The organism is Mucilaginibacter limnophilus (assembly GCF_004005815.1).
Taxonomy (GTDB): domain Bacteria; phylum Bacteroidota; class Bacteroidia; order Sphingobacteriales; family Sphingobacteriaceae; genus Mucilaginibacter; species Mucilaginibacter limnophilus.
In genome coordinates this window covers 568,000-584,072 of record NZ_SACK01000001.1, presented here as the reverse complement: position 1 = coordinate 584,072, position 16,073 = coordinate 568,000, and the positions used below count along the sequence as shown (strand labels likewise).

General features: G+C 41.6%; 10 protein-coding genes. All 10 read right to left on the bottom strand.

The window, feature by feature from the left end:
• Complete coding sequence (locus tag EOD41_RS02540) at nucleotides 1–1,929, bottom strand: RagB/SusD family nutrient uptake outer membrane protein (protein ID WP_127703200.1); 1,929 nt, start codon at nucleotides 1,927–1,929, stop codon at nucleotides 1–3.
• A gap of 20 nt (nucleotides 1,930–1,949) precedes the next feature.
• The gene (locus EOD41_RS02535) at nucleotides 1,950–5,189 is read right to left on the bottom strand and encodes a SusC/RagA family TonB-linked outer membrane protein (RefSeq protein ID WP_127703199.1); all 3,240 of its coding nucleotides are present in this window, start codon (nucleotides 5,187–5,189) and stop codon (nucleotides 1,950–1,952) included.
• 295 nt (nucleotides 5,190–5,484) lie between these two features.
• A complete protein-coding gene (locus EOD41_RS02530; RefSeq protein ID WP_127703198.1) occupies nucleotides 5,485–7,086 on the bottom strand; it encodes a solute:sodium symporter family transporter in 1,602 nt (533 codons plus the stop codon).
• Entirely contained in the window at nucleotides 7,087–8,106 is a 1,020-nt protein-coding gene (locus EOD41_RS02525) for a GntR family transcriptional regulator (protein WP_127703197.1), read from the bottom strand.
• Between the two features lie 65 nt (nucleotides 8,107–8,171).
• Entirely contained in the window at nucleotides 8,172–10,064 is a 1,893-nt protein-coding gene (locus tag EOD41_RS02520; protein ID WP_205780476.1) for an alpha-amylase family protein, read from the bottom strand.
• A 199-nt stretch (nucleotides 10,065–10,263) separates the two neighbouring features.
• Entirely contained in the window at nucleotides 10,264–11,562 is a 1,299-nt protein-coding gene (locus EOD41_RS02515; protein ID WP_127703196.1) for a sensor histidine kinase, read from the bottom strand.
• A complete protein-coding gene (locus EOD41_RS02510; RefSeq protein ID WP_127703195.1) occupies nucleotides 11,546–12,919 on the bottom strand; it encodes a sigma-54-dependent transcriptional regulator in 1,374 nt (457 codons plus the stop codon). The genes EOD41_RS02515 and EOD41_RS02510 overlap by 17 nt, the downstream gene beginning before the upstream one ends.
• Before the next feature lie 20 nt (nucleotides 12,920–12,939).
• On the bottom strand, nucleotides 12,940–14,121 hold the full coding sequence (locus EOD41_RS02505) for an ABC transporter permease (protein ID WP_127703194.1): 1,182 nt from the start codon (nucleotides 14,119–14,121) through the stop codon (nucleotides 12,940–12,942).
• 24 nt (nucleotides 14,122–14,145) lie between these two features.
• Nucleotides 14,146–15,378 (bottom strand): ABC transporter permease, encoded by a 1,233-nt coding sequence (locus EOD41_RS02500; protein WP_127703193.1) that lies wholly within the window; start codon nucleotides 15,376–15,378, stop codon nucleotides 14,146–14,148.
• A 24-nt stretch (nucleotides 15,379–15,402) separates the two neighbouring features.
• Nucleotides 15,403–16,071 (bottom strand): ABC transporter ATP-binding protein, encoded by a 669-nt coding sequence (locus tag EOD41_RS02495; protein WP_317133176.1) that lies wholly within the window; start codon nucleotides 16,069–16,071, stop codon nucleotides 15,403–15,405.
• Between the last annotated feature and the right edge of the window lie 2 nt (nucleotides 16,072–16,073).

Here is a 16,073-nt window from a genome sequence, read left to right as displayed (position 1 = left end):
TTACCACAGCGGGCTTTGTACAAGATTTGGGTTGGCTAATAGGGTTCTGTCTTTTAGCGGCCACAAATAATTACGCAGATTGAATACCGGGATAAATATGTTTGCCGGACGGTAGTATTTTTGCGGATCAGATTCAAAAATATTCCATCCCTGCATTGCATTTCCCATTACGCCCTGAAGTTCTTTCCATCTCCTTAAATCCCATCCTGCCTGCGCTTCAAATGCTAGTTCAATACGGCGTTCGTGATGAATAATATCACGTAATCCGCTTTGATTAGCAAACTTCGACGGGTTATTTGAATAGATTTGCCAGGCCTCAACCACCCCCGGTAATCCGGCACGTGCCCTTACTTTATCAATCCATGGCACAACCTCGGTATATGATTTTCCCTGCTCGTTTAAACACTCGGCATACAGCAAATACATACTGGCCAAACGTATTAAAGGCATGCGGTAATCAACCCAGGTCATTTCCTGATTATATTCAGTAAGGTAGTTAACCAGCTTTTTAGGCCAGTATCCTGTAATGTTGGTTTTACTATCGTCTTTAGGACCGGCATATGAATCAGAACCTCTGGCCTGTACGTACAATGGATCCTCAGGATTATTAAGGCCGCTGGTTCCGTTGCCATACCACACCCCGCCGTCAAACGCTACGTCTGCATAGAATCTTGTTTCACGGTCAAAGTGGCCCTTTACGGTTGTATAACCGTTATGTATGTAGTATTTATGCGCTTCATCACCTGTTCTTAGGGTATAGCGGTTTGCGTAATCCCAGGTTTTATCTTCGTTGATAGGTACGCCGTTTTTGGTATAAAACAGTTCCTGCTGGGCAATAGGAACCGCAAAGGTGCCCTGTGCAATAAGGTTTTTTGTAGAAGCCAAAGTTATCCGCGGCATAGCGTATTCCTGTTTGCCAAAACCGAAGGTTGGATTAAGCGCCCAGATGAATTCGTTATTAAGCTCCCACTTTTCGGTAATAGCTGTTTGTATGGTAAGTACGCGCCTTAGCTCCTGCGGTAAGTTTTGCGGAATGTTCCCCGGCGCGATGAACTCATGTAATCTGCGTCCGTTTGCTTCACTTAGCGTAATGGCATCAATACATGCCTGCGCCGCCTTGTCCCATTTGGTAGCATCATATTGGGAGTTGAACAATTGTTCTCCATCCTTATTTTTAAACGATGCATAATCAGGATTACCGTTGAATAACGGGCTTGCAGCTGTAGCCAGTAACTCGGCTTTTACCGACATGGCAATAAGCCGTGTGATACGTCCAAGCTCACGGTTTTCATCTTGTATTACTACAGGCAGGCCGGGTATGGCTTCATCAAGCAACCTTACCATGTAATTTACAACCGAATCTACCGGCGCCCTTTTTACCCTAACTTCTTCGGTACTGCTGGTAATAGGCAGGTTTTTATCGATTATAGGTATTGGTCCGTATAACCTGAACAAATAATAATGATAGTAAGCCTTTAGAAATTTTGTCTCGGCTATCCAGCGTGTTTTTTCGGTTTCAGTTAAATCAAAAGGCTTATCAATGTTTTCAAGCATTGTATTACACCTTCTGATGGCTTTAAAAATAGCTTGGCCGCCATTTTCACCATCCCAAAAATTCATCACCGGTTCGCTGGTTGTTTGTTTGCCGTACATCAGGCGCAGTCCAACAGGGTCAACACCTGTTTTTTCCCTGGCCAAAAGTTCCGGAAATATTATTTCGCCCGAAGTAACAAAACCTGCATTGTATTGCGGGTATTGAAACTGCTGCAGCGTAGCATAGCAGCTAAACAGGTAGTTTTCAGTTTCGTTCCTGTTTCTGAAAGCATAATCAATGGTACCCACGTTGTCAGGGGTAACATCAAGATATTTTTTACAGGATACACTTGTAGCGGCAATTGCAAGTACAAGTAAATATTTTGATAATCTCATTTTCGTTCGGTTTACTTAGTTTACAACTTAATGTCGAGGCCGAGGTTATAAACCTTTTGAATTGGATATGCGAAGCCATTTCCACCAAGTTCAGGATCCCACATTTTGAAAGGGCTCCAGGTAACCAGGTTCAGGCCATTGAAGTATATCCTTAAAGTTTTCAGTTTTAATTTTGCAGATAAGTTTCTTGGCAGCGTATAACCAACCTGAAGTGATTTCAATCTCAGGAAGCTTCCGTCGCGCAGCCACCAGGTGCTGGCTTGCCTGTTATTTTCAATTACAGCACCATCCGGGCCAAGGCGCGGATACAACGCGTAAAGGTTTTGGTTATCTTCTGACCAGTGATCATCTGCATACGCCTGTAACAGTTGTGTATTGCCGGTATTAAAGTAATCATCAGGACTTTTAATAAACGGACTTGTACGTGCCGCATCAATCAGGAATGAAACTTTTGCCTGCCCCTGGAAGAAAGCAGAAAGGTCGAAGTTTTTAAAACCTGATGACACGCCAAAACCATATACAATCTGCGGTATTGATGGGTTGCCTATGTAGGTTTGATCATCGCCATTAATTATACCATCATTATTAAGGTCGCGGTATTTTATATCACCACCCATAGGCGCAATGCCGTTACCGCTGAATATCTGCTGAGGTGAATTTCTGGCTTCTTCGTCATCAACAAATAACCTCTCGGCAACGTATCCGTAAAGGTGGTTTACAGGCTGACCTACATGATATCTGTATGATTCTTTATATTCAGGCTCTTCATACTGCGTAAATTTGTTTTGTGCATAGGTAAAATTCCCTAACGCACCTATCCACAAGGTATTTCCAAGGTCACGCCTGCCGTCAAGCGAAAGTTCAAAACCTTTTGATGATACCTTACCTATGTTTGCTGATATAGCCGCTTCAAGACCCATGGTAGACGGGATATCAGACCTGGCCTGAAGGATGTCCGACTTATCATTTTTATAAACCTCGGCAATCAGCTTAAAGTCTTTAAGAAAACTTATTTCGAGGCCAAGGTTTGTCTGCCTTGAAAGCTCCCATGTAACATTCCTGTTTTCGTAGTTATTAATACTAACACCATTAAGAGAGTAACCGTTGTTAGTACCAAATACAGCAGGGTTACCCCCGTTAAGGTTTACGTCAGAAAGGTAATAAAAGCGCCTGTCGCTTATAGCATCGTTACCTGCAAGGCCATAGCTGGCCCTCAATTTTACGCGTTCAAGCACACTTGAAAGGTTACCCCAGAACTTCTCGTCTGAAATGATCCATGAGCCCCCAATTGTTGGAAAGAAACCGAAGCGGTGGTTTTCCGAAAAACGCTCAGAGCCATTATAACCAAAGTTAAACTCAAGGTAATATTTCCTTTTATAAGAATAAGTAGCCCTACCTGCAAGGGTAAGGTTACGGAATGGCAAAGCGTTGATTAAGGCACTTGCATTAGCATAAACAGTTTGCTGCATGGTACCAATAAGCGCGCTACTTATATTATGATTACCAAAATCGCGGTTATAGTCTATTGAAGCCTGGCCATAGTAAAAAGTATTTAAATTATCATCGCCTGCTGTATAGTTCAAATATTCTTGGGCCTGTTTAGGTTGATCATTTATCCAATCGAGTGTATAAGTATTTGACAGCCTGTCGTAGGATTCTACTTCATAATAATAAGGCAAATACTCCATCTTTGATTCGAAGCGCGCGTAACGATTGGTACTGAAAATCGCATGCGCATTCAACCCTTTGGTCAAAAATTCAAGTCCCTGGTTTAGTTCAAACTGGGCAAGCATTTTTGACTCTGAAAAGTTTTTATGACCTTTTAATAAAGCAGCATATGGGTTTACAAACTCAGTGAGTTTAGTATTTGGTTTTGCTACGTTACCAAACAAAACATGCTTGGTTTGTAAATTGGCCACATCGGGCTCATAATAAGCAGGGAAATCAACCGGGCTTGTATGTGTAACCAGGTTATACAAATCGGTTGCAAAAGACGCATCATTGGTTTGCGGACCATTGTATTCGTTAAAGTTACCTGATAACCTAACCACCAGTTCGGTATTTTTGGTAAGGTTGATATTTACGTTGGTACGTAACTGGTAATTTTTAAAATTAACGTTGTTGTTATTATTATTCCGAATATCTGAGCGCAGCAAACCATTATCATTAGAAAATGAACCCGCTACATAATAACGCGCCGCACCACTACCTCCGCTAACATTTATATTAGCGCGTTGGGTACTGGTTCTACTTTTAAACAACAAGCCCATCCAGTCGACAGCCGGATATACATAAGGATTACTTCCAGGGGCACCGTTTATTGTAGCTTGTGTATTTAAAATATCATTATCTGTATAAGGGCGGTCTCTTCCTGAATACCTGGTAACGGTTGCCTCATTAAATAGCCGCATATAGGTTATAGGATCAGCAAATTCCAAGTTCTTGCCGGACTCTGACGAAGCTGTTTCAAGCCGTACGGCAATTTGCGCCTTGCCTATCTTACCCTCTTTGGTTTTAACAATAATAACACCGTTACCACCACGCGCACCATATAAAGCCACTGCGCTGGCGTCTTTCAGTATTGAAAAACTTTCAATGTCATCCACCTGCAGCCTGGCAAAATCATTGGTACTTACTTCTACGTTATCAACCAAAATAAGCGGCTCGCGCCTGTAACCAAAAGTGGTTACACCGCGAATAAAAAAGTTAGCGTTATCAACACCCGGCTGGCCGCTTGGTTGAAAAGCGATTACACCCGCAACTTTACCCGCTAACGCATTAGTTAAATTACTCGCCGGAATTTTAAGGTCAGACGGTTTAACAGATGATACCGAGCCTACAATAGCTTCGCGTGTTTGTTTACGGCCGTAGGCCACAACCACAACTTCTTCAAGTTTTCCGGCTGCATGAAGCACAATGTTCAATGTACGGTTGTTGGCGTTAACAGTAATGCGTTGATCTGTAAAGCCAACGTAAGTGATACGCAGTACCGAGCCCTCTTCAACATCTAATACAAACTTGCCGTTTACATCAGTAGTTGTGCCTACTCCCGACTTATTTTCAACAGCGATGTTTACACCAATAAGTTTCTCGCCTACCGAATCAGTTACAGTTCCGGTAACAGTAATTTTCGGGACTTGCGCGTTGGCCGCCGGTGCAAGCAAACCTAACAGCAAAACAGCAATCCAAAAAAATGCTTTTTTTGGATCGTGTGGTTTTCTTTCAATTGGAAAGGTTTTCAATTTGAAATTTTGATTCATAAAATTGGTTCATAATGGCTAATACGAAATCGGTAATCACATAAAAGATTACCTGACCCTATGTCGAGAGTCAGTTATACTTGGTTTTAAAAGGTTTATAAGCATTACGGTGAACTACTGCAATGAGTGGCGTTTAGAAGTGGTTAGTAAAATTTCCTCATACTTAATTCAATTATAATCTATACTATTCTATACTACAATTGTACGGAATAAAATTATTATTCCAAATTTTTGTTATAAAATCTGATTAAAAGGTTGTTAGGTTTTAAGGCTTGTTTTAAACGATGCTTGAAATTTAGCCGGCAAGCATTACAGGAGAAAATACCAGGTAGATTATAACCATTATAATTAATAATAGCATGCTGATATAATGCCTGTTTTTCCAAGGACTGATATCAACCTTATTGTCTAATTGCAAAACATAAGGCTGCGGTTGTGGATATAGCCGCCCTATTAATAGCATAAGGACGCTTGTTATAACAAATACGATAGCAATAACATGCAAAAAGTGAAGTTTCAGATTCATTAATAGCTGAGAGGCCAGGTAACATACTATGAAAAACACCAAACCTACTTTAGCTGCGATAGCGGGCAATCTTTTTGTTATAAATCCAAGAAAAATAATGGTGAAAATTGGAATGGTAAATAGCACTCCTACCTTCTGTAAGTAATTATAAAAACCATGCTGAGCAAAAATGATAAAGGGCGCAAAAAATACAGCAAATAATGATATGCAAATTTGAAAGATCTTCCCGGCCCTCAACAATTGCCTTTCTGACACGTCACCTTTTTTCTTTTTTTCAAGGTAAGGCTTGTACAAGTTTAATACAAACAATGTACTGCTGCTGTTAAGGCCGGCGTTATATGTAGTTATGGCTGCACCTAATAAAACCGACGCTGTTAACCCGACCAAAAATCCGGGCAATACATCTTTTACCAACGTTGGAAAAACCTCGGCTGTGTTGGTTAACGATGGATACATGTGTACAGCAATTAATCCCGGGATATTGATTAGTAACGGGCAAAGCAACTTTGCGAAACAGGCTAAGGCAATACCCTTTTGGCTATCCTTTAAACTTCTGCCTGCAATGGCCTGCTGAATAATGTATTGCTCCATTCCCCAGTAGTACAGGTTAACTATAAGCATCCCGGTAAAAAGTGTACTGAAAGGAACTGCATCCGTTTCAGAGCCTATTGCGTTCAGATGTTCGGTTTTAGAAGAGAGTATTTTTTGGAATCCCATTTCAACGCTTCCATCACCTAAGTACCTCAGTCCAAAATATGGAATGATAAGCGCCAGCATAAACATACAGATACTTAGTACGGTATCCGAAATAGTGATCGCCTTAAAGCCACCAACAATTGAATAAATACCTCCAATTATTCCAATTATAAATACCAGTAACCAGATGCTTTGCCAGTAACTGATCCCTAAAAACGAAGGAATATTAAACATACTGCTGAAAGCTACCGCGCCACCGTAAAGCACTGCAGGCAACAGGTTAATTATGTAACTGAAAAGAAATACAACCGAAACTAACAGCTTGGTACTTTTATCATACCTTTTTTCCAGAAAGTCGGGCGTGGTCATAACGCCGGCTTTCATGTATATCGGTATAAAGTATTCGGAAACAATAAGCATTGCCACTACCGATGTAACGCCCCATCCTATTACCGACATGTTGTTGATGTAAACCGACTCATTTTCGCCAATAAACTGGTTCGAACTAATGTTACTAAAAAACAATGACGCGCCGATAATGAGCCATCCGTTTGTGCGGTTAGCAAAAAAGAAATCGGTGGTGGTAGCCTTACGGCTTCCCGATGATTTAACAAACGATATTAAAGCAGCCAGAAAAGTAAAAAGCAGAAAGCTTAAAACAACAGTCGGGTTCACTTAAAGAGAATTTCTACGGAAAAGTTCGGTTTTCATCACATGCTTTACAGGGGTTTTGGTAAGCACAAACTCGGCGGCTTTATTTCCCATTTCAGCAAAATCAATAGAAAAAGTTGTAATGCCATCAAAAATTATCTCTTTAACGTTATCATCGTTATGCGATAAAATACCCAGGTCTTTACCCAAAATTAAACCCTTGCTCCTGGTATCTTTCAGCATTTGCCATAATTCAAGATTGTGTATTGTAAAATAAACTTTGCCAGGTTCAATACTTCCGGGCTCATATTTATTCTTAAGTACTCCTTTTACCTTATAGTCCTTAACAAACGTTTTGAACGACTTCAATACCTCATCAGGCTCGGCAGAAGATGGCTTGAAATAGAATATAAACTCGTCAAACTCTTTTATCCGGTCGGCTAAAGCGGCAAACGCGTCGTATGAAGAATTTTCAAATTCTTGTACAATGTAAGAATGAGGCTCTTTCAATTTTATAAACCTGTCAACCATTAAAAATTTGTTCATCGGCAATTCTTCCAGCAATTCAACCGACTCGGGCTGAGGAATTGGCGCAACTACATACATGCCGTATTTACCCTTTATGCTTTTAACAATGGTTTCAAATATTTGCGGGTTATTGTGATGAAAGAAAATGTCGAGGTGTACATTCTCCCCCAAATGATTTCTGAAACTTTGATAGAACGTTTCCTGAAAAGTATCGAAAGCAAATAATAATAAGCAAACCTTAAGATGCTGACCGGTATCATCAGTAGAAACAAAATACCCTCGGCGGTTTTTCGATTCAATTATACCCCGTGTAATCAGATCTTTGTATGCTTTAACAATAGTTTCACGCGCATAGTTAAACTCTTTGATCATTTGGTTTACCGAAGGCAGCATATCGCCCCTTGATATCATCTTTTGATCAATCGCGTTAATTACACCCTGAACCAGCTTTTCATGCTTCGAAAGGGAATTAACGTCTTCCAGAACTCTTATTTCGTTAAATAAGTCGGTACTCATTAAGTATGTTTACAGTTTATGAGGAATCAGCAATAGTCACAGGTAGCTTTGCTGTTACTCAGGTATTATAGTTTAATTTTTAGTAATACTGCATCTTTGGCTGAAACGGTAACTTCTTTATTCTGCGCTACGTGATATTGACTACCTGAAAAAACATCCGAAGCAGCATACTCATTTGTTGCTGACAGCCCTGCTTTGGTCAAATCAATTCTTATTGCCTTCTCCGCGTCAGTAAAGTTAAACACCGCAAGATAACAGAAACCATCGGTTATTTTCCAAAACACTTCATTAGCCGATTTTCCGGTATTGCCATTCAATGGCCTGAATGATTTGCCTTTTGCAACAAGTTTCAATAACTCTTCTTTTTGAAAGAGGTCTTTAGCGCGTGCTGTCCATATACCCGGGGTTGAAAAGTCGTCACCGGTAATAAATGTACCGGTTATAACCGCCGAAAGCGTACGTGCTCGGTTCTCGCCAAGAGTTTGAGTATTTAATACAACATGATCGGCATCAACATAATTATAAAGATATGTTTGCCACCAGCCATAGTTTAAGCTGTTGAGTGTATATTCGGTTTCGTTTATCGCTTTAAAAGCATCACAGGCAATACGACGTGTGTGAACGTACCGGCCTGATGCCATAGTTGGCGAAATAGCTGCGTAAATAAGCATTTTTCCATCCAGTTGTTTCAGCAGGTACTCCATACCTGCTTTGTAAGCCTGCATGCCGGTATGTAAATTTTTATCATAAAAATTATCGGCTTCAATAGCCGCATGACCAAGAAAATCTATTTTAATCATTTCGAAGCCACATTCCTTTAGCTTGCTGATTACCAATTTTATTCTTTGCTGCGTGCCGGGATGGGTTGGATCCAATGCACGCGCGCCATCAAAATCATGGTATCCACCGTTCACTTTGGTCCACATTTCGCCAAAAGTGTAAGTACTTCCTTCGGCCCGGCGCTGCGCGCCTGATCCATACCCCCAATCGGTAAACGGCGCCCAATAAACACCCGGTTTAAGACCTCTTTTTACACAGTAGTCGGCAAAACGTTTGAGTTCTGAAAAATCTCCCTCATAACCACCCTTTATCATCTTGTCCCAGTACGAATCAAGATCGATATAAAAGTCCTTCCCGTTTCTGAAACATTTCAGGCTGTCAGCAAAAAAGTCAACAACCTTTGTTGCATTGTCATAAGTGATATTTTGCTGCAATACGCCCCAACTGTTCCATCCTATAGGTGTTGGCTGCGTCCAATTAAAAACGAAAGGTTTTTCAGCAATCCGGTTAGCCTTTGCATACTCTTCCAGTCCGGTTCTCCAGTCGGCAAAATATCCTACTAAAAACTTAGCCGACCGTATCTGCGAACCTTCGAGGCAGCCATGTTCGCGCTGATCTCTGGTTACCTCTTTATCTGCATAACCTGAAAAAGCCACTAATTCATTTTCTGAGATACCGGCCTTAGTTTTTACCCCTGATTTCCAAACCTCGTGTTCTACCGAACCAATAACTATAGCATGTTGCGTGGTCTCACTATACACAGCACTAACCTCTGAACTTGTGTTTTCAATTTCTTGCTTAAATTCTTTGGCATCATACCGTATCCAGGCATCATTATCAAAAGGCACAAAAAGCGAGCGTTGTGCTGCTGAATCAACATTTGCAAATTTTCCAGTAAGCGGGGCAAGGTAACCGGATTTAAGATTATCACCTTTCAGAACAACTTCTATAAAAAAATAATTCCTGTCGGGGTAAGTATAAATAATATGCTGAATGGTTGGGAGTTTTGGGGAATGGTATTCAATTATGTTTTTGAAACCAGCACCAAAAGCATCTTTAATGCTTTTTTTAGTGAAGGTTTTTGTTTTGTATTCTCTGATATTTACAATCCTGCCATCATCTTTTACATTAAAAGTACCATCATACATGAAGCGTTTACCCGATTGGAACACCTGCATTGTACTGGATTGCAGGTTATACCGAATATTACCTGTTTTGCCGTAAGCAATTTTTATAGTTCGAGGTGAATTTGCTTCTGCATTTGTTATGACGAAAACGACAATCGCAATAAAAAGCAAGCGGTATTTATTGAACATACTTGTACTATACTATTCTACAACAAGTATAGCTATTTATTTTATTTAAAAAACCGGTTGCTTAAAACTTAATTAGAAAAACAGTATAATTTTGTTGGATTGTTTTTAGAGCGAATGAAAATCCGTGCTTTACAAGTATCTCACGTACAAGGGTAAGTCCTATCCCCTGCCCGTCTTTTTTGGTACTAAAAAAAGGCGTAAACAACAATTCGCTTTCTTTGTCAGAGATCCCCTTACCGGTGTCCTGAATTTTAAGCGTACGGTTCCTATAGTCTAAAACGAGGTTGATCTCACCATTTTTATCAATAGCTTCAATGGCATTTTTTACAATATTCACCAGTGCCTGTTCCAGCAATTGTTCATCAGCAGTTATATAAAATGGAGGGTCGGTTCCATCAAACTTGAGTGCGATGTGTCTTTCTTTTGCAGGCAGTTCCATCAGCTTTACCACGTTCTGCAGAAGCTTGTTAAGATCGGTCTTGCTTGTTCTGGGTTCGGGCAGCTTCACCAAATCGGCAAAATTGCGCATGAAGATGTTCAAGTTGTAGTTGCGTTCCATAGCTACCTGCAAGGCATCATGTATAGCAATAGTATCGGGCACCTGCCACAACGCATTGGTAGCCAACGACGACTGTATGATTGAATTCACCGGACCAATGGTATTATTCACCTCATGTGCCATCATGCGGATTACCTTGCCATAGGCATTCTTTTCGGCGGCTATTATCTCGGCGGTCATCTCCTCTATCATTATAAAATGCCGCGGAAAGCCCCTGTCAATAAAATGCGAACGCTGTATTTTAACAGTAGTATGCCCCGCCAGTCGTACAGTTTTGGTTTCGCCGGTGTTTAACGAGGTAATATGCTGAAAAAAATCTCCCTGCAAATCGCCTGCTTTATGTTTAATGATATCCTTTTCATTAAGCTGAAGCAACTGCAGTGCCTTAGGGTTTATCTGTTGTATCTGTTCATCAAAATCAAGTATAATGATACCCGTTGGCGAAGTATTTATGAGCTTTTCGAGAAAAAAATGCTGCTGTTCCTGTATCGTGCGTTCGGTGCGTAAGCGGGCTATCATTTGATTATACACACCTATCATTTGGTCAACTTCGTGCTTGCCGGTCGGTAAAAATTCGACGTTGAAATCCTGGTCTTTAATGGCTTCAATACCTGTCATTAAAAATTTCAATGGTTGTATCAACTGGCGGTATAAATTCCAGGCGATGAGTACCGAAATGATAACGAATACTTCCGACAGGATAAACAGCGGCTTGTCATTCTTAAAAATATAGAAGGTAAGCACCAGCGTAAGCAGGTGCAAAATGGTGACAAACAGGATGAACTTAGTCCTCAGTTTCATCGTACGGAATGTTGTATTTTTCGAGCCTGCGGTATAGCGAGCTTCGGGTAAGCCCAAGCGAGCGGGCGGCCTTGCCAATTTTATTCTGATGATACTCCATCGCCTTTTTTATCATCTGGATTTCCATTTGCTCGAGGGTAAAATCACCTACATCAGGTATTTGGGTATTACCTTTTTTGGTTGGCGTTGCTTCAATCTGGTTTCTGAAGGTTTCAATATCCAGCTGATCGTTCTTGCTGACAAGTACGGAACGCTCAACAATATTTTTTAGCTGGCGGATATTGCCCGGCAACGGCAATTGCTGCAACCATTTCATGGCGGTATCAGTTACCGTCAAGCTTGGGCGATTATATATTTCCTTAAGATTACTAATAAAATAATTTACCAAAAGAGGAATATCACCCGGGCGTTCACGCAAGGCGGGCAGGTAAATGGTAATTAGATTGATGCGGTACAACAAATCTTCCCTGAAACTGCCGCGGGCTACCATTTCGTTTAGATTTTTGTTAGTGGCGCATACCACACGCACATCAACAGCTTTTGTGCGGCTACTGCCCAGTACTTCATAGGTACGGTCCTGCAATACACGTAGTAATTTCACCTGGCTGCCGGGATCGAGGTCGCCTATCTCATCCAGAAATATGGTGCCCTTGTTGGCCATTTCGAAACGGCCTGTACGGTCGAAACGCGCGTCGGTAAAGGCGCCGCGCATGTGGCCGAACATTTCGCTTTCAAACAATGAAGTTGATATACCGCCTAAATTCACCTTAATGAAAGGCTTATTGGTACGCTTGCTGTTTTGATGGATGGCCTCGGCAATCAATTCTTTACCCGTGCCGCTTTCGCCCATTATCAGTATCGAAGCGTCGGTTGATGCTACGCGGCCTATGGTGTCAAGTATCTCCAGCATCTTTGGGTCATCCCCTATGATGTGTTTGAAATTGTATTGCGTATCAAGTTGTTTGCGGGTATGCTTCTGGCTGGTTTTTCCTTTCAGGTCGAGCAGTGTTTTTACTGATTGCAGCAAATGCTCGTTATTCCAGGGTTTGTTAATAAAGTCATTAGCCCCAAGTTTCATACCACGTACGGCAAGCTCTATGCTACCCCAGCCGGTTATCAGTATTACGGGTAATGTTGGGTCGATATTCTTGATACGTCTCAGCAGATCGAGCCCTTCCTCTCCCGATGTATCTATGGAAAAATTAAGGTCGAGTATAACCAGTTGAGGGCGTTCCTTTTTTACCATTAGCAAACCCTCAACCGGTGTGCCGGCCGCAAGCACATTATACCGCTCACTTTTTAAAAGCAGCAGCAACGATGTGCGAACGGCCATATCATCATCAATGATCAATATCATACAAGGGACTAATGTCGTAATTATTCTTCGTGCAGGGCAACTGCCGGGTAAATATTAGCCGCCTGCTTGCCGGGATATAACGCGCATATCAACACCAGCAGGTAAATAAATATTACAGCCAGCAATATCGAAATCACATACACTATTGCAGGTAAATCAAACACATTTAATAACGGGAACTGCACCGCGAAAAACGACCCGATAAGCAGCGAAAAAGTAGCCAGTATCAACGATTCGCCAACCAACTGCCACGATACCGAATCGCCCGTTGCACCTATAGCTCTGCGCAAGCCAATTTCGCCACGACGTTTGTTGATATTATACCAAAGCACGCCAAACAAACCAAGCGCCACGTTAATGATAAGAAATGCTGCTACTATTGAAAGGATAATTAAGGGTACCAGCGTGAACTTGTTTTTACTTGTTAATTTGTTGTTTAAATGTTCGATCTCTACGTTTGAATTTTTCAGCGAGTTGGCCATAGTTTTATACAAACGCCCCTCAAAAGCGGCATCGGCGCCCGGCTTGACTTTAACCAGCATGGTCCCTATCCATTTGAAACCGGCCGTGTCGAGCCTCCTGTAAGCGCCATAGCCTACAGTCTGATAATCGCCCTCGGTTTTCAAGTCTTCAACCACCCCTATTATACGTTTACCGTCTTTAGCGTTTTCGCCATCAACGTACTTACCTACGGCGCTGCCGCTGCCGAAAATGGTTTCTTTGAGCTTTTTGTTTATTACGATCACCTTGTTGTTTACTGCATCACTTTTATTGTACCAGCGTCCCTCCACCATTTTAGCGTTCAGAACTTTCGCATAATCGTCGTCTATATCATAGATGTTCACCGGGTTAATGTCCCTTCCATTCGCTTTAATATTACCGGTCATCATCGACATTGAAAACGGGAAATTTGCACTTTGATAACTTGCCTCGATTACCCCAGGCACAGCTTTTATATTTTGCTTTACGGTTGAATAAAAAAGCTCCAGCGAATCGGTATTTTCTGTTTTCAACGGATTGGTGTAGCTGATTACCCATACATCTTCGTACTCAAAATTCATAGGCGCCATATAATTTTTGTAGGCATAAACGCCAAAGGTGAATACACCAAATATTACCAGGAAGGAGACAAATATCTCGGAGAACAGCAGGAAGTTTTGCTTCTTTTTGTTCCATATCAGTTTAAATAAATGCTTTACCATTTTATTTCTTTTTAAGATTGATAATTATTGTGCCTTTAGGGCGGTTACCACATTTAACCTCGACATGCGCCACGCCGGGTACACCCCTGATAGCAGACCGAAGAACAGACATATCAAAATTGCATATCCTAACACCGTGAAGTTGACGCTGAGGTTAAGATTAGCTATCAGTTCGGCACGATTAATAATTTGAAGGGCGATGAATGACAACACAATACCTATTGCCCCACCAATAAACGTGAGAATGATATTTTCGACAATGAATTGATAAACCAGCGTTTTTGACGATGCGCCAAATGCTTTACGCACGCCAATCTCTGATGAACGCTCCATGATACGGGTAATGTTGATATTTACCAGGTTTAGCGTTGGCAGCAGGGTTACCAGCAACACAAAGCAAACCAAAGCCGTTATGGCATATACCATGCCCGACCGCTGCTCGTTACCCGACCGTACGTAGCTTTCCACATATGGGTCGGCGTGCACGTTCAGGTGGTCCCACATTTTCTTATCAGGAATGGGTACCTTCTTCGCCATCTGGTTAAACTCTTTCTGCATCTTGTCGACATCGTTTACGGTTGGTGCAAGTAATATTGCCATGTAAGGCCCCATATAGCCTGTGTCTTTATAATCAGTTTTTGATAAAGTATAAGGCAGATAGATATCGCTGTAAAACTGGTAACTGGTTATGGGTACGCTTTTAACCACGCCGCTTATGCGGTATTTTTCGTTATCAGCTTCAATGTATTTGCCTAAAACCGGCGCGTCGTCGTTACCGAAATATTGCTTTTTAATATCTTCGGAGATAACCGTAACCCGTTCGACGTTGGCTATTTGCTGTTTGGTGAAAGGCTTGCCTTCTATAAAATCATATTCCAGAACGTCCCAGTAATCGGCATTTACATATTTATAGTTTATGGCGATTTTTTTATCGTTAACATAGGTGTTGGTGCCCTGCCACATTGATGATATGGCCAGCTTAACCGGTGTTTTTAAACTCCCTACAAAGTGGTTGAGAAAATGATAGGATATTGTGCCGCCGTTCATCGACTCCTTACCCCGAAGCTCCATTTTCGTGATGTATAACGAGCGCTCGCGTTTTTTGTCGGGATAGGTATCGTTTATCACCTTATCAATAAAAGCGGTAGCCACCATTAATATGGTAATAGTAAAGCTTATACCAAACAGGCTGATGAAGGTAAAAAACTTGCGCCTTTTTAGCACTGCTATGGCTATTTTGAAATAATTTTTTAGCATAATGTTCTTTATATTGAGAGATGATTACTGAACCTGCGACCCATCAAATAACCTCACCAACCTGTGGGTTTTGCGCGCCATATTCTCATCGTGGGTAACCATTACAATGGTGGTACCTTCGTTTTGATTAAGTCCGGTTAGTATGTCCATAATTTCGTTACCCATTACGCTGTCGAGGTTACCCGTAGGCTCATCGGCCAGTATAATTTCCGGCCTGCCAACAATGGCGCGGGCTATCGCCACACGCTGCCTTTGTCCACCCGATAACTGTGTTGGAAAATGTTTCATCCGGTTGCTTAGCCCAACCTTTTCGAGCGCTTGAGCGGCCAGTTCGCGGCGTTGTTTGGCGGTAGTATCGCGGTACAGCAGTGGCAGTTCCACATTATCAAGCACCTGTAAATCATTTATCAGATGATAACTTTGGAAAATAAAACCAAGCTTTTTATTACGAAAAGCGGCAAGCTGTTTATCTCCAAGGCTGTTGGTTTGCTGACTGTCTATCCTGACACTGCCCTTTGACGGCGCATCCAGCAAGCCCATAATATTTAGCAAAGTACTTTTGCCACAACCCGATGGGCCCATTATTGAAAGGAATTCGCCTTTAGCTACGTCAAGACTGATGTTGTTCAGCGCCAGTGTTTGTATGGTATCGGTACGGTATACCTTTTCAATGTTTTGTAAAGAAATCATCATTA

Coding starts and splice junctions, on each gene's coding strand:
- EOD41_RS02515 (WP_127703196.1), bottom strand. CDS start 11,562: ATGAAACTGAGGACTAAGTTCATCCTGTTTGTCACCATTTTGCACCTG.
- EOD41_RS02525 (WP_127703197.1), bottom strand. CDS start 8,106: ATGAGTACCGACTTATTTAACGAAATAAGAGTTCTGGAAGACGTTAAT.
- EOD41_RS02535 (WP_127703199.1), bottom strand. CDS start 5,189: ATGAATCAAAATTTCAAATTGAAAACCTTTCCAATTGAAAGAAAACCA.
- EOD41_RS02500 (WP_127703193.1), bottom strand. CDS start 15,378: ATGCTAAAAAATTATTTCAAAATAGCCATAGCAGTGCTAAAAAGGCGC.
- EOD41_RS02520 (WP_205780476.1), bottom strand. CDS start 10,064: ATGCAGGTGTTCCAATCGGGTAAACGCTTCATGTATGATGGTACTTTT.
- EOD41_RS02505 (WP_127703194.1), bottom strand. CDS start 14,121: ATGGTAAAGCATTTATTTAAACTGATATGGAACAAAAAGAAGCAAAAC.
- EOD41_RS02495 (WP_317133176.1), bottom strand. CDS start 16,071: ATGATGATTTCTTTACAAAACATTGAAAAGGTATACCGTACCGATACC.
- EOD41_RS02540 (WP_127703200.1), bottom strand. CDS start 1,929: ATGAGATTATCAAAATATTTACTTGTACTTGCAATTGCCGCTACAAGT.
- EOD41_RS02510 (WP_127703195.1), bottom strand. CDS start 12,919: ATGATATTGATCATTGATGATGATATGGCCGTTCGCACATCGTTGCTG.